The sequence below is a fragment of the Chitinophagales bacterium genome, from assembly GCA_017303835.1.
In the GTDB taxonomy this organism is placed as follows: domain Bacteria; phylum Bacteroidota; class Bacteroidia; order Chitinophagales; family Chitinophagaceae; genus JAFLBI01.
In genome coordinates this window covers 1,120,763-1,141,000 of the sequence record JAFLBI010000001.1, presented here as the reverse complement: position 1 = coordinate 1,141,000, position 20,238 = coordinate 1,120,763, and the positions used below count along the sequence as shown (strand labels likewise).

General features: G+C 43.8%; 15 protein-coding genes. 13 read left to right on the top strand and 2 right to left on the bottom strand.

Going from position 1 to position 20,238, the window contains the following annotated elements; translation table 11 throughout:
- Nucleotides 1-106: 106 nt before the first annotated feature.
- From J0L83_05170 to J0L83_05160, 3 genes are all read left to right on the top strand, one after another.
- Complete coding sequence (locus J0L83_05170) at nucleotides 107-2,695, top strand: DNA translocase FtsK (GenBank protein MBN8663940.1); 2,589 nt, start codon at nucleotides 107-109, stop codon at nucleotides 2,693-2,695.
- 88 nt (nucleotides 2,696-2,783) lie between these two features.
- Nucleotides 2,784-3,413, top strand: coding sequence for an outer membrane lipoprotein carrier protein LolA (locus tag J0L83_05165; GenBank protein MBN8663939.1), 630 nt, complete (start codon nucleotides 2,784-2,786; stop codon nucleotides 3,411-3,413).
- A 77-nt stretch (nucleotides 3,414-3,490) separates the two neighbouring features.
- Nucleotides 3,491-4,618, top strand: coding sequence for a hypothetical protein (locus J0L83_05160; GenBank protein ID MBN8663938.1), 1,128 nt, complete (start codon nucleotides 3,491-3,493; stop codon nucleotides 4,616-4,618).
- Here J0L83_05160 and J0L83_05155 read toward each other — a convergent pair.
- Entirely contained in the window at nucleotides 4,615-5,517 is a 903-nt protein-coding gene (locus J0L83_05155) for a ribonuclease Z (protein ID MBN8663937.1), read from the bottom strand. The genes J0L83_05160 and J0L83_05155 overlap by 4 nt on opposite strands.
- A gap of 217 nt (nucleotides 5,518-5,734) precedes the next feature.
- Here J0L83_05155 and rpsO point away from each other — a divergent pair, with 217 nt between their 5' ends.
- The 6 genes from rpsO (at nucleotide 5,735) to J0L83_05125 (ending at nucleotide 11,533) form a co-directional block, all read left to right on the top strand.
- A complete protein-coding gene (rpsO, locus tag J0L83_05150; protein ID MBN8663936.1) occupies nucleotides 5,735-6,004 on the top strand; it encodes a 30S ribosomal protein S15 in 270 nt (89 codons plus the stop codon).
- A gap of 157 nt (nucleotides 6,005-6,161) precedes the next feature.
- Nucleotides 6,162-8,327 (top strand): polyribonucleotide nucleotidyltransferase, encoded by a 2,166-nt coding sequence (locus J0L83_05145; GenBank protein MBN8663935.1) that lies wholly within the window; start codon nucleotides 6,162-6,164, stop codon nucleotides 8,325-8,327.
- A gap of 39 nt (nucleotides 8,328-8,366) precedes the next feature.
- Nucleotides 8,367-9,179 (top strand): 50S ribosomal protein L11 methyltransferase, encoded by an 813-nt coding sequence (prmA, locus tag J0L83_05140; GenBank protein MBN8663934.1) that lies wholly within the window; start codon nucleotides 8,367-8,369, stop codon nucleotides 9,177-9,179.
- A 75-nt stretch (nucleotides 9,180-9,254) separates the two neighbouring features.
- Nucleotides 9,255-9,905: a glycerol-3-phosphate 1-O-acyltransferase PlsY gene (gene plsY, locus J0L83_05135; protein MBN8663933.1), complete on the top strand. Its 651-nt coding sequence runs from the start codon at nucleotides 9,255-9,257 to the stop codon at nucleotides 9,903-9,905.
- 24 nt (nucleotides 9,906-9,929) lie between these two features.
- A complete protein-coding gene (locus J0L83_05130; protein MBN8663932.1) occupies nucleotides 9,930-10,730 on the top strand; it encodes a M48 family metallopeptidase in 801 nt (266 codons plus the stop codon).
- Nucleotides 10,731-10,858: 128 nt separating this feature from the next.
- The gene (locus J0L83_05125) at nucleotides 10,859-11,533 is read left to right on the top strand and encodes a YdeI/OmpD-associated family protein (protein ID MBN8663931.1); all 675 of its coding nucleotides are present in this window, start codon (nucleotides 10,859-10,861) and stop codon (nucleotides 11,531-11,533) included.
- A 45-nt stretch (nucleotides 11,534-11,578) separates the two neighbouring features.
- Here J0L83_05125 and dnaG read toward each other — a convergent pair whose 3' ends face one another.
- Complete coding sequence (dnaG, locus tag J0L83_05120) at nucleotides 11,579-13,507, bottom strand: DNA primase (GenBank protein ID MBN8663930.1); 1,929 nt, start codon at nucleotides 13,505-13,507, stop codon at nucleotides 11,579-11,581.
- 170 nt (nucleotides 13,508-13,677) lie between these two features.
- Between dnaG and J0L83_05115 the strand changes: the two genes are divergently transcribed.
- The 4 genes from J0L83_05115 to J0L83_05100 all read left to right on the top strand — a co-directional run bounded on the left by J0L83_05115 (nucleotide 13,678) and on the right by J0L83_05100 (nucleotide 20,218).
- On the top strand, nucleotides 13,678-14,424 hold the full coding sequence (locus J0L83_05115; GenBank protein MBN8663929.1) for a DeoR/GlpR transcriptional regulator: 747 nt from the start codon (nucleotides 13,678-13,680) through the stop codon (nucleotides 14,422-14,424).
- Between the two features lie 240 nt (nucleotides 14,425-14,664).
- Nucleotides 14,665-17,790, top strand: a complete 3,126-nt coding sequence (locus tag J0L83_05110; GenBank protein MBN8663928.1) for a SusC/RagA family TonB-linked outer membrane protein — start codon at nucleotides 14,665-14,667, stop codon at nucleotides 17,788-17,790.
- 15 nt (nucleotides 17,791-17,805) lie between these two features.
- Nucleotides 17,806-19,461: a SusD/RagB family nutrient-binding outer membrane lipoprotein gene (locus J0L83_05105; GenBank protein MBN8663927.1), complete on the top strand. Its 1,656-nt coding sequence runs from the start codon at nucleotides 17,806-17,808 to the stop codon at nucleotides 19,459-19,461.
- 25 nt (nucleotides 19,462-19,486) lie between these two features.
- Complete coding sequence (locus tag J0L83_05100) at nucleotides 19,487-20,218, top strand: DUF4397 domain-containing protein (protein MBN8663926.1); 732 nt, start codon at nucleotides 19,487-19,489, stop codon at nucleotides 20,216-20,218.
- Nucleotides 20,219-20,238: the final 20 nt, after the last annotated feature.

Below are 20,238 nucleotides of genomic sequence, written 5' to 3'. Positions count from 1 at the left end.
TCCACTTTTACTTGGTTTGGAGCCCTTCATGGGAAAAGAAATCCACAGCTGGCCTTTCACAAGAATAGGGCATGGGCAAACGTTATATTTGTACACCTGAGTACCCATGGCCAATTCATTAAGGAAAAAAACACCGCCGCCACCCGATCCTGAGCAACTGAGTCCCGATAAGGAAGCAGAAGTGAACGTAGCGGAAGTAGTGAAAGACGAACGTACTACCAAGATTGCCGGCTCTGTGAGTCTGCTGTTTGGCATATTTCTGTTCATTGCATTTACCTCTTATTTATTTACCTGGCAGGATGATCAGGATAAAGTGCATCAATTTGGTGTACGCATTTTTGCTACTGCTGATGTAAAAGTGACCAACCTCTTGGGTGTATTAGGTGCTTATGCTGCGCATCAATTCATGTTCAATGGATTTGGTATTGCAGCTTATCTCTTCTGCACTTTCTTTTTTGTATTAGGGGTTAATCTTTTGTTTGGCAAAAAGATTTTCAATCTCTCCCGCAATATCAAATATGTGTTGGTGGGTTTATTGGTGATTAGTATGGCTATGGCATTTGTAACACCTGATACTGCTTTCAGCTGGGGTGGTGCTGTGGGAGAATTGGTGAATAGTTGGTTTATTAAGTGGATTGGTAAAGTTGGTACAGGCGCTCTATTGCTGCTAGCCACTTTCAGTTATTTTATCTGGCGTTTTAATCCACAATTCCATTGGCCGGAGTTTAATTGGATCAAGCCTGCGGAAAAACAAGAGACTTTTACACCTGAGCCTGAAGCTGAGCCGGTGAAAATGGATTGGGATGAAGCCGGCAAACCCATTGCCGAGCCCCCATTGCCTGAAGAACCTGTTAGCCAGAATACCTTGAAGAATGATGGTGGTGCGATATCAGTGATCATGCCTAAAGACACAGCACCTGAGCAGCCGGCTTTTGATGTGGTAGAAAAAGAAGCTTTACCTGAAGCAATTACCGCCATTCCTCCCGCAGATGCAAAGACCGTACATGATTTGTATTTAGGTAATGAAGCACTCAACATAGAAGACACGCAAGAATCATTGACAGTGGAAGAAGAGATACTGGAAGAAGAAGTGGAAGAACCAGATGAGGATGCCGATATGGAGCTGGAAATTAACGAAGGGGTGGAAGAAGCGGTTGTGGCTGCAGCAGCAGTCAGCAGAAAGGGTTTGGATACCAAGTATGATGCAACTTTGGATCTGAAAGATTATAAGTATCCCTCACTTGATTTGTTGGAGAATCATAGCAATGATAAAATCGTGCATGATCCAACAGAGTTGGAGACACATAAAAACCAAATCATTGCTACGCTGAAGAATTATGATATCACGATTCAACGTATCAGTGCCACCATCGGACCCACAGTAACGCTCTATGAAATTGTACCGGCTCCGGGTGTGCGTATCAGTCGTATCAAAAATTTGGAAGATGATATCGCATTAAGCTTGGCCGCATTGGGTATTCGTATTATCGCGCCAATTCCTGGCAAGGGTACAATTGGTATTGAAGTGCCCAATTTGCGCAAGTCGGTAGTGAGTATGCGTGGCTTATTGGCTTCAGAGAAATTCCAGAACAATCATTTTTCGCTGCCGATCGCTATTGGTAAGAAAATCGATAATGAGAATTTTATTGTCGATTTAGCCAGCATGCCGCACTTGTTGATGGCCGGTGCCACTGGTCAGGGTAAATCAGTTGGTATTAATACACTGCTGGTTTCATTATTGTATAAGAAACATCCTTCGCAGTTAAAGTTTGTACTCGTCGATCCAAAGAAAGTAGAATTGAGTTTGTATCGTGTGATTGAAAAGCATTTCCTTGCTAAGTTGCCCGGAGAAGATGAAGCCATCATTACGGATACCAAAAAAGTAATCAATACACTGAATGCATTGTGTATTGAAATGGACAACCGATATGATTTATTGAAGGAAGCAGGTTGCAGAAACATTCGTGAATACAACGATAAGTTCACTGCAAGAAAACTGAATCCCGAAAAAGGTCATCAGTACCTACCATTCATCGTATTAGTAGTAGATGAGTTTGCAGATTTGATCATGACCGCAGGCAAGGAAGTGGAAATGCCGATTGCGCGTCTGGCCCAGCTGGCGCGTGCCGTGGGTATTCACCTGATCATCGCTACACAGCGTCCATCGGTAAACATCATTACTGGTACCATTAAAGCCAATTTCCCTGCACGTATCGCATTTAAAGTTTCCTCTAAAATCGATAGTCGTACCATTCTGGATGCAGGCGGAGCTGAGCAGTTGATTGGTAAGGGTGATATGCTCATTAGTTATAATGGAGAAATCACCCGTTTGCAGTGTGCTTTTGTGGATACGCCCGAAGTGGAGCGTGTGGCAGAATTCATCGGTGATCAGCGTGGCTATCCCCAGGCTTTCTTGTTGCCTGAATATGTGGATGAAAAAGATGCAGAGGGCAGAGATTTTGATGCTAGCGACCGTGATCCATTGTTTGAAGATGCTGCCAGATTAATTGTTCAAAATCAAGTGGGTAGTACTTCTTTGATACAGCGCCGAATGAAACTGGGCTATAACCGGGCGGGCCGATTGATGGACCAACTGGAAGCGGCGGGCATTGTTGGGCCTAATTTGGGCAGCAAACCCCGGGAAGTACGCTTCAAAACAGAAGCAGAACTACTGCAATACCTCGAGACTTTGTGATGAACGGAGCGTTTTGGTTTTAAACCGATTCGTGCTGTACTGGTCTATTCAGCGTGACTCGTGTATATTTGCCACCCAATTCTATAAAATGAAACAATTTTTCCTGCTGCTGATGGCCACGGCCTTGATGTTTAACAATACTCAGGCACAGAATGACCCTGCAGCAAAAAAAGTATTGGATGCAGTTGGCGCCAAATTCAAATCATATAAAGGCATCACAGCGAAATTCTCCATCAAGTCATTTACCAGCAAGGGTAAACTCAATAGTACCAAGACTGGGGATATTTCTATAAAGGGACAGAAATATGTACTGAAGCAGGGCAAAACCGAAGTGTTGTGCGATGCGACCAATGTCTATAGTTACGATGGTGCCAAAACCATTACCGTAACGTCTGTGGAAGAAGGCAATCAGACCCTGAGTCCGCAAAAATTATTAGCCGGCTCTTATGATAAGGACTTCACTTATAAGTTGGTCAGCTCGGCGGGCAGTTTTCATGAGATTGAAATGATGCCTGTTGATAAACGTAAGAGTTTTCAGAAGGTCAATCTTTTCGTAGACAAGACCAAGATTGTTATCACACGCGCTAAAATTTTGGATAAGAGCAATAATGTGGTGGATTTTTCTTTTGCCAACCTGAATACAGCTGCTGCACTTGCAGACAATTTGTTTGTCTTTAATAAGGCAAAATATCCAAAAGATGTAGAGATATTGGATTAACAAAATATTTCAAGAGATCAGGCCCTGATGTGAAAACATCGGGGCTTTTTCTTTTGGATCATTCGTACATTAGAAATATGAAATATCGTTTGCTATTCTTTTTATTGCTCTTGGTGTGTCAGGCACAGGCGCAGTTTAGTGTGCGACTCATCCTTACAGATATTGCAACGCGCAAGGATGATGATGTTTTTGTTGCCGGCAGTTTCAATAATTGGCAACCTGCTGATCCTGCATACAAACTCAAGCCTTCTGCAGGGGGTAGAAAAGTAATTGTATTGAAAGATGTAGCACCGGGTACTTATGCATTCAAGTTTACACGCGGTGCTTGGGATAAAGTAGAGTGTAAAGCTGATGGGGCTGATGTAGCGGACAGGGTTATTGAAGTGAATGCAGATATCACTCAGGAAATTACCATTGCCGGCTGGAAAGATGATTATCCCATCAAGGCCAAAAGATATACTGCTTCACCGCAGGTGCGCATCATTGATACTGCTTTTCAAATGCCACAATTAAATAGACAAAGACGCATCTGGATTTACCTGCCTAAGGGCTATGCGACTTCATCCAAAACTTATCCTGTTCTGTACATGCATGATGGGCAGAATTTATTTAATGAACAAACAGCACCATTTGGCGAGTGGGGGGTGGATGAATGTCTGGATAGCTTGCAACAACAACTGAAAAAAGAATGCATTGTAGTGGGCATAGATCATGGTGGAGATAAGCGATTGACAGAGTACAATGCATTCGATAATACCCGTTTTGGTAAGGGGGAAGGCAAGGCCTATGTTGACTTCATCGCTAAAACACTCAAGCCATTTATTGACGCTAAATACAGAACCATCAAAGGGCCTGCTGGAACATCTATTGCAGGCAGTAGTATGGGTGGACTAATCAGTTATTATGCAATAATGCAGTATCCGGAAGTCTTTGGCAGTGCGGGTGTATTCTCACCATCTTTCTGGATTGCTCCAGAAATGAAAGCGCTCACACAAAATTTTCAAACGGCTTCGATGCCCCGATTTTACTTCTATGCGGGTGGAAGAGAGGGGGCGCAAACAGTGAATGATATGGATGGTGTGATTCAATTGTTGCAGACAAAATCAAGATATGATATCCGGCGTTCCATCACGCCATTGGCCCAACACAATGAAGCTGCCTGGCGGGCAGAGTTTCCTTTTTTCTATACTTGGTTGATGCGTTAAATTAAAAATGTAGTGCCTTCTGTAGCCAGTTGTGTTTGTGGGAAAAACTGTTTGGTCTCGGCAAGAAATGCATCGAGAGTTTCATACTTGCTGCTGAAATGTCCGATCAGTAATTTTTCTGCACCGGCTTTACTGGCAATGGCTGCAGCTTGTGCGGTAGTAGTATGGAACCTGCTGGCGGCACGTTCCGCCTGATCAGCCAGATAGGTGGTTTCATGATACAAGAGATTAACACCTCGAACAGTTTCTGCAATTTGCTCATCATAAATAGTGTCTGCGCAAAACGCATAACTCCTTGGCGCCAAATTGGGTAATGTCACCAGTTCATTTTGAATAACGGTACCATCTTTGGTTACATAATCTGCACCTTGTTTCAGTTGGTCATAAAATGCAGCCGGAATATTGTACGCAACTACATTCTCCTTATGAATTCTTCTAGGGTTACGCTTTTCGCGGATGATATAACCAAAGCAGGGAATGCGGTGTTGGGTAGCAAATGCTTCTACAGAGAACTTGGGATTATCCAGAATTTGTCCGGGCCTTGTTACGGGATGAAAATGCAGGGTAAAGGGCAGGGTGGTGCTGGCTGCTTCCAGTTGGAGGGCAATGATTTTTTCCAGTGGAGCAGGTGCGTACAAATGCAATGGATTATCCCTACCCAACAGGCCCATGCTGGTGAGGAGGCCTATCAAACCGAAATAGTGATCCCCATGCAGGTGAGAGATGAAAATATGGTTGATCTTACTCCGGCGGATTTTGTAGCGGGCCATTTGCATTTGCGTGCCTTCCCCGCAATCAATCAGGAATAACTGATCATTCAGGGTCACTACCTGGGCAGTGGGGTGCCGGTCGTAAGCCGGCAGGGCAGAATTATTACCTAAAATAGTGACAGCGAACATCTTATGTGTTATCTCTGTGTATAAGACAAGGAATTATGCAGCCTGCTGCATGTGCGTCTAAATAACGCTGAACAAGGCATAAACCGTATGTTTGCTGCCATTTTGCCCCTTTTTGGGCAAAAAAAGCCTTCAGGTTTGGATGGAATCCCGATAAATCCCATACCTTTGCCGCCACATTAAAGAAGAAACAACAAAGACGCATTTAAAAGAAATTGAGATGCCATTAACTAAAGAAAAAAAAGCCAGCATTTTTGCAGAATTCGGTGGCGCTGCCACTAACACTGGTTCTATTGAAGGCCAGATCGCTCACCTGACTGAAAGAATCAGTCATATCAGCGGACACCTGCAGGCAAACAAAAAAGATTTCTCCACCCACCGCGGTCTGATGAGACTGGTTGGTCAGCGTAAGCGTTTACTCACTTACCTGCAGAAAACCAATCTGACTGGTTACCGTGCTTTGATCGAAAAGCTGGGTCTCAGAAAATAAAATTGTCACACATGTAACAGGTAATTCCCAACTGACGCTTGAGACGGTTGGGAATACTTTTTTGTTGCATGGCCTCGGTCCGTTTCATTTATTCATCATGCGATCTGGATGCGCCTCTATTGCGCTGCACTTCAAGTCGTCGTAAACACAAAGAACCATGTCATTAAATCCCATCAATGTTAGCTTCCAGCTGCCCAATGGCGCTGAAGTAACCATAGAAACCGGCAAATTGGCCCGTCAGGCCGATGGTGCTGTTACAGTTACACAAGGTAACTGCGTATTATTGGCTACTGTTGTTGCCAATAAAGAACCCAAAGAAGGTCAGAGCTTTTTCCCCCTGACTGTAGATTATCAAGAAAAATTTGCGAGTGCAGGCCGTATCCCAGGCTCTTTCTTCAAGCGTGAAGGAAGACTGAGCGATTACGAAGTATTGATCAGCCGACTGATTGATCGCGCCCTGCGCCCATTATTCCCAGAAGATTATCTCTGCGATGTACAGGTACTGGTTACCCTGATCTCCAGCGATAAGGAAGTTATGCCTGATTCATTGGCTTGTTTGGCTGCAAGTGCTGCCCTGGCTGTTTCAGATATTCCTGTAAAAGAAATCATTTCTGAAGTACGTGTTGCCCGTGTTGATGGCAATTTCGTAGTAAACCCAAGCCGTACCGAATTAGGTCGTGCTGATATGGACTTCATGATTGGTGCTACCGAGAAGAACCTGATGATGGTGGAAGGTGAGAGCAACCAGTGCAGTGAAGAAGACCTGATCAAGGCCCTCGAACTGGCACATGAGGCTATCCGTGTGCAGATCAAAGCGCAGGAACAACTGCGTGCCAAGAAGGGTATTACCGGTAAGCGCGACTATCCTAAGCCTTATGCAAATGAGGAACTGGAGAAAAAAGTAAACGAGCTGGCTAAGGATAAAATGTATGCCATTGCCAAGTCTGGCACTTCTAAGCATGAGCGTGGTGATGCATTTGCTGCATTACTCGCAGAAGTGAAAGAAGCACTTGGTGAACTGGCTGATGAAGACAAAAAGCTGGTATCAAAATACTTTGGTGATCTGCAGTACTATGTGGTACGCGATATGATCTTGGATGACCGTACCCGTCTGGATGGTCGTAAGCTGGATCAGGTTCGTCCGCTGGCAATGGAGACAAGTATTCTGCCAACACCACACGGTTCAGCTTTATTCACAAGAGGTGAAACTCAGTCACTTACAACAGTTACTTTAGGTACTCCTTTAGATGAATTATTGATTGAAAGTGCTGCAAGCAGCGAATACAATAAGTTCATTCTGCACTATAATTTCCCTCCTTTCTCTACAGGTGAAGTAAAGCCTATGCGCGGACCCGGCCGTAGAGAAGTTGGTCACGGTAACTTGGCCATGCGCAGCCTGAAGCAGATGATGCCAGGCAATGAATATCCTTACACCGTACGTGTAGTTAGTGATATTCTGGAGTCGAATGGTTCTTCTTCAATGGCAACTGTATGTGCCGGTTCACTGGCCTTGATGGATGCAGGTGTGCCCTTGCCAAAGCACGTAAGTGGTGTGGCCATGGGTTTGATTACCCGTGCAACGGATGGTAAATATGCGATCCTGACTGATATCCTGGGTGATGAAGATCATCTGGGTGATATGGACTTCAAGGTAACAGGTACCCGTGATGGTATCTGCGGTGTACAGATGGATATCAAGATTGACGGTTTGAGCATGGATGTGATGCGTGAAGCATTGGCACAGGCGCGTAATGGTCGTCTCCATATCCTGGATGCGATGTATGAGGCCATTCCTGCTGCAAGACCAGAAGTGAAGCCGCATGCACCTAGAATGGAGAAACTCTTCATTGATAAGGAGTTCATTGGTGCGGTAATCGGACCACAGGGTAAGGTGATTCAGGAGATCCAGCGTGTAACAGGTACAACCATCAATATTGAGGAAGTGGGTAATGTGGGTGAAGTGAGCATCTTCTCACCAGCCAAAGAAGGTTTGGAAAAAGCCTTGGCATGGGTGAAGGGCTTGGTTGCAGTTCCTCAGGTAGGTGAAGTGTATGAAGCAACGGTAAAAGGTATCAAGGAATTTGGTGCTTTCGTGGAGTTCCTGCCGAAGAAAGAAGGTCTATTGCACATCAGCGAGATCAGCTGGAAGCGTCTGGAAACCATGGATGGTGTGTTCAAGGAAGGTGATAAAGTGAAGGTGAAACTGATCGGTATCGACCATAAGACTGGCAAATTCAAGCTCAGCCGCAAGGCCTTGATGCCAAAGCCTGAACCACAGCAGCAACCCAGACAAGAGGGTGGCGCGCCAACAGAACAAGCTTAAATAACCTAACCCCGCAATTGCGGGGTTAATTTTTGGAGTATGGATTACATAGAAATTGTACTGGAAAATATCCCCGTTGACCAACTGGAGCTGGTGATGGCGGACTTATCGCTGGCCGGCTGTAATGGTTTTGAGGAGCTGGACAATGGTGGACTGAAAGCCTATGCTGAAGCTGGTGGATTGAATGAAAATGAATTAAACTTAATTGTTGATAAGTATCAATTAAATCATTCATTGTCAAATATTAAAGAACAAAATTGGAATGCGGTTTGGGAATCCAACTTTGATCCTGTGCAGGTACGCGATTTTGTAGGTATTCGGGCTGATTTTCATGCTCCGATAGCGGGAGTACATCATGAAATCTTAATTACACCCAAGATGAGCTTTGGTACGGGCCACCATGCCACCACTTGGATGATGTTGGACTGGATGGAGGGGTTGAATATGGCAGGAAAGTCTGCGTACGACTTCGGAACGGGTACCGGTGTGCTGGCCATCATGGCAGAAAAGCTGGGAGCAAAGCAGGTTCTAGCGGTGGATAATGATGATTGGTGTATTGAAAACTCCTTGGAGAATATTCAAAAAAATAATTGTCAAAATATTGATATAGAAAAAGTTGAGACAGGTTATCAAAATAAAAAGTTTGATATAATACTGGCCAATGTAAACCGCCACATCATTGAAGCCAATATCCATTTTCTGGTGGATGCTTTGGCGCCGGGTGGCCAAATCCTTTTTAGCGGCTTGCTGGTGTATGATGAGCAGCCTATGCGGGAACTTTTCGCCCAGCATGGCCTCCAGACTGAGGGGGTGCGGGTACGGAACAACTGGATATCCATACTGTGTCGTTAAATTTTTCCACCGTGTCCTATGTTAAGAAATTATTAAGTGAGGGGCTGTATATTTGTTTACCAAACTTCAGCCCCCATGGTAGAATTTTTACTCATTGTTTTGGCTTACCTCATTGGCTCAATTCCTACAGCCGTTTGGGTAAGTAAAAAATACTTCGGGATTGATATCCGGGATTATGGCAGCGGCAACGCTGGCGCCACCAATACATTCCGGGTGTTGGGTCAGAAATGGGGCACCATTGTGATGCTGATTGATGTGCTGAAAGGTGTTATCGCCACTTCCCTCTATATTCTGGATGCATTTTACATGACGGATGAATTGCAGCGTACCAATTTCATGATTGGGCTTGGACTTGCTGCTGTGATCGGACATATTTTCCCCATCTGGGCAGATTTCAAGGGTGGGAAAGGTGTAGCCACTTTGTTAGGCATGGCTCTGGCCATCCAGCCGATTGTAGCGGTTAGCTGTATCGGTGTGTTCATCATCGTTTTATACCTTACCCGATTCGTATCCCTTAGTTCTATACTTGCGGGTGTTTCTTTTATGGTATTCATTCTCTTTATTTTCAACGAGAAAGAAACGCTCTACCGCATCTTCGCCATCTTGGTAGCACTGATGGTAGTACTGACCCACCAAAAGAACATCGGACGGATTATTAGGGGTACTGAAAGTAAAGTGCCCCTCTTTAAACACCGCGATCGCCGCAAACAGCGTCGTAAGCAGTAGTATCTTTGCAGACAACTTTATTGTATGCGTTATCTAGTATGTCTGGCCCTTGGGTCAGTTATCCTCTTTGCCTGTCAGCGTAATGCCATTACAGGCCGTTCTCAATTGAGTTTTGTACCCGAGTCCGAAATACAGGCACAGTCTCTGACAGCTTATCAGCAATTCTTATCTACGAGTAAAGTAATCAATACTGGTAAGCAGGCAGAAATGGTGAAGCGTGTTGGTAGCCGCATCATCAAAGCCATTAATGAATACTATAGCAGTCAGGGTTTGACCAGTGAGTTAAAAGGCTATGCCTGGGAAGTGAACCTGGTAGACAATAAGGAAATGAATGCTTGGTGTATGCCCGGTGGTAAGATTGTGGTATACACCGGTTTATTGCCTGTAACCCAAAATGAGGATGCTTTGGCTGTGGTGATGGGGCATGAAATTGCGCATGCGCTGGCGCATCATGGGCAAGAGCGGGTAAGTCAGGGTATGCTGCAACAGGGCCTGGGTTTGGGATTGAGTCTGGCAGTAGCCAATAAACCCGCTGAGACCCAGCAAATTATTCTGCAGTCCTATGGTGTGGCATCGCAGGTAGGTGGCATATTGCCCTTTAGCCGTAAGCATGAACTGGAAGCAGATAGGTTTGGATTGCGCTACGCGGCTTTAGCCGGCTATGATCCCCGCTCTGCCATTGATCTTTGGAAAAGAATGGGCGCTGCAGGGGGCGGACAAAAGCCGCCGGAAATACTCAGTACCCATCCAGTAGAGGAAAGACGTATCGCAGAACTCCAGAAAATTATGCCGGAGACTATGGAGAAATACTATAAGCCACTGTAAAGCAGTCGATTGCGTTTTTTCGATGTTTGTGGTGCATCTTGAAAAAGCCGGAAAAACATGCAAAACCGTTGAAAAGCCTTACCTTTGCAGACCCTTTTAGACAACAACCTCCAAAATTTCTCACAGGCATGACGACAACATCGCAACAGAGTTTGTTAGAAAAATTGCAACTAAAAGATGAGAAAAACCTGTTGATTCAGGGACTTCCTTCCTCCATCGAAAAGCAGTTTGTCAAGTTATCCTACGCAAAGAATGTAACGCCCTTACTGAAATCTAAGAAAGTAGATTTTGCGTTGGTATTCGCCATTAATCAAAATCAGCTGAATTCTGTATTGAAAGAAGTGTTGCCGGCCTTGCATGAGGACAGCAAACTTTGGGTGGCTTATCCAAAATCAACCAGCAAGATTGTGAGCGATCTGAACCGTGACTGCAGCTGGGATATTTTGTGCAACAATAATTATGAGAGTGTACGTCAGGTAGCTTTGGATCATGTATGGAGCGCTATGCGTTTTAAGAAAGTAGATAAGATACCAAACAGAACCCGTTCATTCGGCGATAGTAAGCCTGCCGATATCAATGGTATTGATTTCGATAAGCGTCTCGTAGTTCCACCAACAGAACTGGAGAACATGTTCATGAAGCACAAAGAGGCAAAAGAGTTTTTTACTTCTCTGTCATTCACCAACCAGAAAGAATATGTTTCCTGGATTGAGGGTGCAAAGAAAGAAGAAACGAGAAAGCGTAGAGTAGAAGCTGCTTTGGAAAAATTACTCGCAGGTAAGCGCAATCCTTCAGAAAAATAAGCGATTATCTAATAAAGAAAATGCTGTCAGTAATGACAGCATTTTTTATTTCAGGATCACGGTGCCCAGTTGTGCGGTGATCTGTTGTTCAAATTCTTTGAGTTGTTTGTGAATCATGATGAGGCTCATCAATGCATCGCCGGAGGCAGACTCCATATCGCGCTGGTTTTCTTCCAGCATCTTTTTCAGTTTGCGTAGTTTGAAATAATGCACACTCAGGTGTACATCCTGTTCGCTCACATCTCTGTTCACAATATTCATTCCTTCCATTACTTCATCCCATTTCTGGCTGAGTTCATGTGGCGTCATGGTAATATTCACCACCAGTTGTCTTACTTGCTCATCAGGATGATATAGCCAGGTTTTAGCCGAAGGCTCTAGGCCTTGTTCGTATTGGCTTTTGTATTGTTGATAGAGTTGTTCAAAATCCGGCACATCAAAATGAAATTGCTCGAGCTCTTCAAAAACATATTCTGCTAATGGTCTTCCGGCTTGATTGGTGCGCAAGCCATATTCCAGTAATACACGCAAAACATTGCGCTCAATGGCATTGTCTTTATTGAAGAGATCTGCTATGTCCTGGTCCAGTACATCTTCCGGTTGCTGACTGTTCTGGCGAATGGTTTCTGCTTCGTCGAAGGGTAATTTTTTTTCTTCACGACTGATCTTGTCGCGCTTGTATTTATTCACCAGATTGGTGAGACCAGTTTCATCAATGCGTAAGAGAGAAGCACATTGTTTAATATAGTCTTGTTGGCGTGTAAAGTCTTCTGCCTTACTGATTTTACTGAGTGTTTCAGCAATCTGATTCACTACCTGACTTTTACGCGTAACATCATTACCCGCTTCGCGCAGCATCACTTCTAATTGGAAAAGAATGAAGTCCTTTTTATTAGCTGCTACAAACTCATTGAAGGCTTTCATGCCTACTTTGTTCACATAGCTGTCTGGATCTTCATTATCCGGAATCAGTACCAAGCGTACATTCAGGCCTTCTTCCAAGGCCATATCCAATCCGCGCAGTGCAGCTTTCACCCCGGCGCTATCACCATCATAAATAATGGTGAGATTATTGGTATACTTCTTAACAAGCCGAAGTTGATCTGTTGTAAGTGAAGTACCGCCACTGGCTACTACGTTCTCAATACCGGCCTGATGTAAGCTGATCACATCAGTATAACCTTCAACAAGCAAGCACTCATCTGCCTTGTCCATCTGCATGCGTGCTTGGTAGAGTCCGTACAAAATGCGGCTCTTGATGTACAGTTCGTTTTCCGGCGTATTGATATACTTGGGTGCTTTATCGGCCTTACCGATCACGCGTGCACCAAAGCCAATGACTTTGCCTGTATTGTTGTGTACGGGGAAGATGATTCGACCACGATAGTTATCAGCGAGATCATCGTTTCGATTTACCACTAACCCAGATTTCAACAAAACATCTTTGTTGAATTGTTGCTGCAAAGCTGTTAAGGCAAATGCGTTTCTGTTTTGTGGGTTATAACCTAACTGGAATTTTTCAATCGTTGCATCAGTAAAACCACGTTCCTGCAAATAGCTCAGTGCATTGGCCCTGCCTTCTTCGCTATGTAGTTGTTCAGAGAAAAAGCGTTGTGCAAAATGATTGATCGCATAGAGGCTGTCTGTAGTCTGAGCAATTGCAATTTGCTCAGGTGAGCGCTCTGTTTCTTCAATTTCAATATTATAGCGATTGGCCAGCCAGCGAAGGGCTTCCACATAACTGTATTTCTCGTGTTCCATCAGAAAGCTGATGGAGTTTCCGCTCTTGCCACAGCCGAAACATTTGTAGATCTCTTTTGCTGGAGACACGGTGAAGGAAGGTGTCTTTTCATTGTGAAAAGGACATAGGCCCAGGTAGTTGGTACCTCTTTTCTTCAGTTTTACAAACTCACCAACAATATCGATGATGTCTATTCTGCTGGTAATCTGTTGTATGGTCTGGGGAGAAATCATAATTCACTGCAAGGATAACCAATTCGGTCGGGTTTCATTAGTTGAGTTTACGGATAGAATAATGCTCTTTTTTGCGGCCGGATGGCACGGACCAGCTGTTCTGAACATATACCTGCAAAAAAACGCAGAATCCGGAGGAAATTGCTACTTTAGGCATCGAAAATTGCCATATGCTGAAAAAAGAACGCCATGCATTCATCATGCAGCAGATCAATATCCATAACAAGGTATTGTCATCTGATCTGTGTGTGCAATTGAATGTATCTGAGGATACGGTTCGTCGTGATCTTCAGGAGCTCGCTGAGGAAGATAAGCTAATCAAGGTTCACGGCGGAGCGCTGTCCAAATCATTCCACTTTACCATTGAGAACAGTAATATATACGCTTTGCGGGAGAAGCGGGAGATTGCCCAGAAAGCATTGAGCCTGATAAAGGACGGTATGCTGGTGGTCTTAACCGGTGGTACCACCATCCGGGAATTGATTAAAATGCTGCCGCCGGAGTTGAACGCCATTTTTGTCACAGTCAGCATCCCCATTGCCTTAGAGCTGTTGGAGCATCAGAATTGCGAAGTGATTTTCTTAGGTAATCGCTTGAATAAAGCAGCCCAGATGAGTGTGGGGGCTGAGGTAGTGGCCAAGTTGAATCAAATGAAGGCCGATTTATGTATCATGGGTACGAATTCCATTCATGCAGTGTCTGGAATTACTGACTCAGACTGGGAAGTGGTTGAAGTTAAACGAGCCATGATGGCTTGTGCCCAGAAGACGGTTTCGGTTTCAATTGCTGAAAAATTGAATAGTGTACAACGCTTGCAGGTTTGCACCCCGGATCAGATTGATATGCTGATTACAGAACTGGCACCGTCAGACCCCCAATTGGCTGCTTACAGAACTGCTGGGATTGCTATTTTATAGTGACACCGTTTATACACAACCAGTTGTTTTTTGTAAAAAAGCCATTCGGGTTTATGCGATTTTTTGTATCTATGTAACTGTTTTTTAACAGATTATTGGTAAAATTCAATCCCCATAAAAACCAACCAGACATGATTTGCTGTTTTGTGCGTAAAAAAATCGGCTAAGCATGCATGGTTTTGTCGGAAAAAATTGTCCATCTATTAACCATTGTTTTAGACTAGAACCAAAACCCCATTTATGAGAAAACTAGCGAGCTTAATGAGGATAGTGCCCTTACTATTCTTGTTTGCACTACAAGCCAATGCGCAGGAAGTGATTGTAACGGGTTCCGTGCGCGACCTTGAAAAAGGTGAAGCATTAGAGGGTGTAACTGTACGCGTTGCAGGTAAGACAACTGCAGTGAAGACAGACGCCAAAGGTAATTTCACCATTAAAGCCAGTAACGGACAGGTGCTGCAGGTATCCTATGTTGGATATGAAGCACAGCGTGTAACAGTTCGTGATGGTGCCAACTACAACGTAAAATTGAAGAGTGAAGCATCCGAACTGGATGATGTGGTAGTTGTAGCGATGGACCAAAAAAGAAAGCCAAGAGAATTGGGTTATTCTACTCAAAAATTGTCTGGTGGTGAGGTTCAGGAAACACAGCGTGAAAACTTTTTGAACAGCCTTCAGGGAAGAATTGCGGGTGCTACCATCACACCTACCAGTGGTGTAGCAGGTGCTTCTTCACAAATCGTTCTGAGGGGTTTCAACTCAATGGCATTGGATAACTCTCCTTTGTTTGTAGTAGATGGTATTATTCTGGATAACCAGACTGTAAACGAAAGTGGTGGTGGTGCTTCTACTGGTTTGGCTTCTGACAGACCTAACAGAGACAATGACTATACCAACCGTATTGCGGATTTAAACCCGAACGATATCGAGTCTATCACTGTGCTGAAAGGCCCTGAAGCTACAGCCCTGTATGGTTCTCAGGCAAGCTCTGGTGCCATTGTTATCACAACTAAAAAAGCGAAAGCAACTGGCAAACTGAATGTTGCTTATGACAATAGCTTCCGTTTCACAAGCTTGAATCGTTTCCCTAAGTACTCCAATATGTTTTCCAGCGGTACCAACGGTGTACCTGAAAATAGTTTCAGCTATTTCGGTCCTGCCTACCCAGAAGGAACAAAAATGTATGACAACCTTGACCGTTTCTTCCAAATGGGTTTGGCACAGACACATAACGTAGGTCTTGATTTCGGTAAAAAGAATTACAGCTTCCGTTTTTCCGGAACGTATTTCGATCAAACTTCTGTGGTGCCCAATAACAGATTGAGAAGATATAATTTCCGTTTGTCTAACACCACCAAGATTGGTAAGAAAATAGAAATTACGCCATCTATTGCTTATACCAACTCTGAGAACGATAAGCCTTTGCGTGGTGCTGGTGGTTATTTGTTGAATTTATTGCAGTGGCCTCCAACAGATGATGTTTCTGATTACATTGACGCAAGTGGTAACAAAAGCTTACTGTTTGGTAGCAACCCCAACAATGAAGCAGATAACCCATTCTTTAACGTGAACTTCAACAGAAGCCGTGATAACCTGGAACGTTGGGTATCTACACTGGGTATTAACGTAAACTTGTTTCCATGGTTACTCGTTTCTGGTAGATTTGGTTACGATACCTACAGACAAACCGGTTTCACATTCCGCCATCCAACATCTAGTCTGGTAACATCTGGTCAGGGTGGACAATTGGATAACTATTACAGAAACTATTACGGCTATAACCATACCATCACTGCAACTGCAACCAAAAAGCTGGGCGATTTCAATGGTCGTGTGATGATCGGTAACATGTGGCAGAATCTGGAAACACAGCACTATGCGGTTGTTGGTACCAACCTGAAAGATTCTACGAGCAAGGATAGTTCAAATACTCGCGAGAATACTCGTGTACGTTTGAACAATGCGCGTAAGGGTTTGCCTAACTATTCTATCAACAGACAGCTGGCTTATTTCGGTGAATTCTCTGTGAACTATAAGAACATGATCTTCCTGACTTATACGCACAGATTTGAGACTTCATCTATCTTCCCTGAAGACTTCAGAAACTATAATTATCCAGCAGGTAGTTTGAGTTTCATCATGACAGATCTGCTTCCTTTCCTGAAGAGTGGTAATGTGATGAACTATTGGAAACTCCGTGGTTCTTTGGCTAACACGGCAAGGTCAAGTGCGCCTTATGCCAACCAGTCTGTATTCAATATTGCAACAGTAAGCGGCGGTGGTTTTGCTTACGGCTTTACCAATGCAAACGAAAAGCTGGAGCCTGAAAGACAAAGTACTTATGAACTGGGTACTGAAATGAAGTTCCTGAATAACAAGATCAATTTGGATGTAACATATTATAATACCAAAAACACCAAGCAGATCGTTGAGAACTTCCGTGCCAGTTATGGTACAGGTTTCGTACTGAATACACTGAACGTTGGTTCTACACAGAACGAAGGTGTGGAAGTAGCTATCGATGCAACGCCTGTTCAAACGAAGAAATTCCGTTGGAATACTCGCTTTAATTTTAATAGAATGTGGAATAAGGTAACAGGCTTGCCAAGCAATGTACCTGAATTCTATATCTCTGATACATGGCTCTACGGTAACGCACGTGGTGGTCTGGTAGTAGGTGGACCAACAACCAGTATCACTGCTATTGGTTATACAAGAAACAATGCAGGTCAGATTCTGATTGACCCATTGAGTGGCTTACCTGTAGTTGATCCAACAACCAACTTCGTCGTGAGAGGCGACAGAAACCCAACATTTACTTTGGGTTGGGTAAATAACCTTAGCTATAAAAACTGGCGTTTGAATTTCTTGTGGGATTTCCGCATGGGTGGTGATATCTATAATGGTACCAGCCGCTTCCTGCACCTGATTGGTAGAAGCCAGAATCAGAATGATCGTATGGTTCCACGTATTGTGGATGGTGTTTTGAACGACGGTCTGCAGAATACAGCGAATCCAACCAAGAACTCAATTGTTGTTATTCCTTATTACAACCAGGGTTATTACACTGCACGTATGCCGGAAGAAGCTTTCATTGAGAAAGACATCAACTGGGCAAGACTGCGTGATATCACACTCAGCTATACATTTAGTCCACGTGAACTGCGTGAACTGAGCTGGATTAAATCACTCTCTGCATTTATTACTGCTAACGACCTGATTTTGATTACCAACTATACTGGTGCTGATCCAGCTGTAAATGGTAACACTGCAGGTACAAGAGGTGTGGGTGCTGCCGGTTTTGATTACGGTAATATTCCAACGCCAGTTAGTATTAACATAGGTTTCAGAGCAACATTTAAATAATACAAACAGCATAATATGAAAAAACATCTTATTAAATCAGTCATCTTGCTTTCAGCTGTTGTGTTATCCGCAACATCTTGTAAAAAATTGATTGATGAAGCATATCGTAACCCCAACGCAGACGTGCGTGTGCCGGTAGAATCATTGATGCCTAACCTGATTGGTGCCATGGCATGTAACCATGCCGGTCATGGCCCCATTAATGATGCCCGTTATGTAGGTCAGTACGTAGGTTACTGGCATTTTGTGAACACACTGAGTCCCTTCGATCGTTTTGGACATATTTTGAGTGCAGCCGATGTGGCACAATCCACTTGGCGTTCACATTATTATGATATCGGTCAGAACTGTATCAAAATGATTGAGTGGGCAGAAGATGAGAAGAAATGGGATTATGCCGGTGCCGGTAAAGCAATCCTCGCACATAGCTGGTTACAATTAACCGATTATTACGGTGATGTTATCTTTAAAGAAGCTTTCAATACCAACCAAATTACCTTCCAGTTCGATGAACAGCCTGTAGTGTATGATGGTGTAAGAAAGCTTTGTTTTGAAGCTTTGGATCTTCTGAACAGAACAGGTGATGGTGTAAGCCAGGCTAATCTGGCAAAAGGCGATGCTTATTTCTACAATGGCGATGTAAACAAATGGAAGAAGTTTGTTTATGCCATCTTAGCAAGAAGCTATAATCACCTTACTAATAAGAACGACTACAAGCCGGATTCTGTGATCAAGTATTGCGATTTGGCTATGCAGACAAATGATGAAAATGGTATGGTTAGGTTTGCAAATAGTGGAATTAGTGGTACTGCCAATTTCTTTGGTCCGCTTAGAGGTAACCTTGCTGGAGCAGGTGTTACAGCACCTACTGCCATTCGTCAAAGTTCATATATAGCAAATCTGATGAATGGAACCAATCCTGAGTTCTCCGGTGTTGAAGATCCAAGAGCATGGTATATGCTTCGCGGTAACGCCAACGGAACCATCAGAGGTGTTGACAGAAATCGCGGACAATCTGCGCTTGCTGCAAACGACAGACCCGAAAGTTTCTGGGGTGTTGCGCAAACAACAGCTATCAATAACGCTGCTCCCGCAAATGATGCCAATTGTAGATACATTTTTAGAAATGATGGCCCCATGCCTGTTATTACTGCCAGTGAAGTGCAATTCATGAAAGCTGAAGCGGCACTGATTAAAGGTGATAGAAATACAGCCTTGGCTGCATATAGAAAAGGTATTGAATTGAATTTTGATATGCTTACAACAGTGTATAACAGAGCCATTCCTGCAGGTAAGGAAATCACTACTGCAGTTAGAGATGCTTATCTGGCTCAGCCAAGCGTTATGCCTAATGCTGCTGGCTTAACCAGAACCAAGATTATGCTGCAAAAGTATATTGCGCAGTATGGCTTTGGCGCTTTGGAAACATGGGTTGATATGAGAAGATACCATTACACAGACCTTGATCCTCAAACAGGGGAGCAGGTGTTCAGAGGTTTTGCAGTGCCTACAGGTACAGATCTGTTTGAAGACAATGCTGGTAAATCAGTTGTCTACAGATATCGTCCTCGCTTTAACGCTGAGTATGTTTGGAACCTGAACGAAATCAAGCGTATTGGTGCTGATAAGAATGATTACCACTTGAAAGAGTGTTGGTTCTCGATTAAATAATTGACAATTCAAAACTGAACTGAGCATGAAAAAAATAATTCTATCACTCCTGATTGGCGGCACTGTGCTGACAGCCTGCGAAAAGCAGTTTCAGTCTATCACGACCGACCAAAGAGACCTTTCAGGAAAAGCATTCGTCCGGGTAATCAATGCAGCTCCCGGCACATCTCGTAATTATGTGTATGTAGATAATAAAGCGGTAACTGGTGCGGCACTTGCCTATGGCGGTTTTTTCCCATCAACTGAATTGCAATTTGCAGTTGATGCGGGTTCAAGGGCTATTACCATCAGAGACACTTTGCCTACTACTACCCAAACAGCGGTAAACTTTACGCAGAACTTTATCGCGGGTGGTTATTACAGTGTTTTCACTTATGGTATTGCACCAACAGTGACACACATGGTTGTAAAAGATGATTACGTTCCTGTAACCGATACAAATGCAAGAATCCGTTTTGTAAACCTGATTGCGAGTCCTACTGCTAATGTTGATATCTATTCTTCTAAGCGTAAGGCAAACCTGTTTACCAATATTGCTACAACTGGTGTAACTCCATTCATTACATATGAATCAGTACCAACCGGCGGTGTTACAGATACTTTATTTGTAAGACCAACAGGTACAACCACCAACTTAACGCAGCTGAACGGCCTTATAGCTAGAAGACAGCGTTATGTAACTGTATTATTCAGAGGAGCATATGCTACTACTTCTGGCGCAAATGCCAGAACACTTACTGCATATTCAGGCTTCTAAGAAAATAGATTTACTGAAAA

Coding starts and splice junctions, on each gene's coding strand:
- J0L83_05155 (MBN8663937.1), bottom strand. CDS start 5,517: ATGTTCGCTGTCACTATTTTAGGTAATAATTCTGCCCTGCCGGCTTAC.
- J0L83_05145 (MBN8663935.1), top strand. CDS start 6,162: ATGTCATTAAATCCCATCAATGTTAGCTTCCAGCTGCCCAATGGCGCT.
- J0L83_05165 (MBN8663939.1), top strand. CDS start 2,784: ATGAAACAATTTTTCCTGCTGCTGATGGCCACGGCCTTGATGTTTAAC.
- J0L83_05160 (MBN8663938.1), top strand. CDS start 3,491: ATGAAATATCGTTTGCTATTCTTTTTATTGCTCTTGGTGTGTCAGGCA.
- dnaG (MBN8663930.1), bottom strand. CDS start 13,507: ATGATTTCTCCCCAGACCATACAACAGATTACCAGCAGAATAGACATC.
- J0L83_05170 (MBN8663940.1), top strand. CDS start 107: ATGGCCAATTCATTAAGGAAAAAAACACCGCCGCCACCCGATCCTGAG.
- J0L83_05110 (MBN8663928.1), top strand. CDS start 14,665: ATGAGAAAACTAGCGAGCTTAATGAGGATAGTGCCCTTACTATTCTTG.
- rpsO (MBN8663936.1), top strand. CDS start 5,735: ATGCCATTAACTAAAGAAAAAAAAGCCAGCATTTTTGCAGAATTCGGT.
- J0L83_05130 (MBN8663932.1), top strand. CDS start 9,930: ATGCGTTATCTAGTATGTCTGGCCCTTGGGTCAGTTATCCTCTTTGCC.
- J0L83_05125 (MBN8663931.1), top strand. CDS start 10,859: ATGACGACAACATCGCAACAGAGTTTGTTAGAAAAATTGCAACTAAAA.
- J0L83_05115 (MBN8663929.1), top strand. CDS start 13,678: ATGCTGAAAAAAGAACGCCATGCATTCATCATGCAGCAGATCAATATC.
- prmA (MBN8663934.1), top strand. CDS start 8,367: ATGGATTACATAGAAATTGTACTGGAAAATATCCCCGTTGACCAACTG.
- J0L83_05105 (MBN8663927.1), top strand. CDS start 17,806: ATGAAAAAACATCTTATTAAATCAGTCATCTTGCTTTCAGCTGTTGTG.
- J0L83_05100 (MBN8663926.1), top strand. CDS start 19,487: ATGAAAAAAATAATTCTATCACTCCTGATTGGCGGCACTGTGCTGACA.
- plsY (MBN8663933.1), top strand. CDS start 9,255: ATGGTAGAATTTTTACTCATTGTTTTGGCTTACCTCATTGGCTCAATT.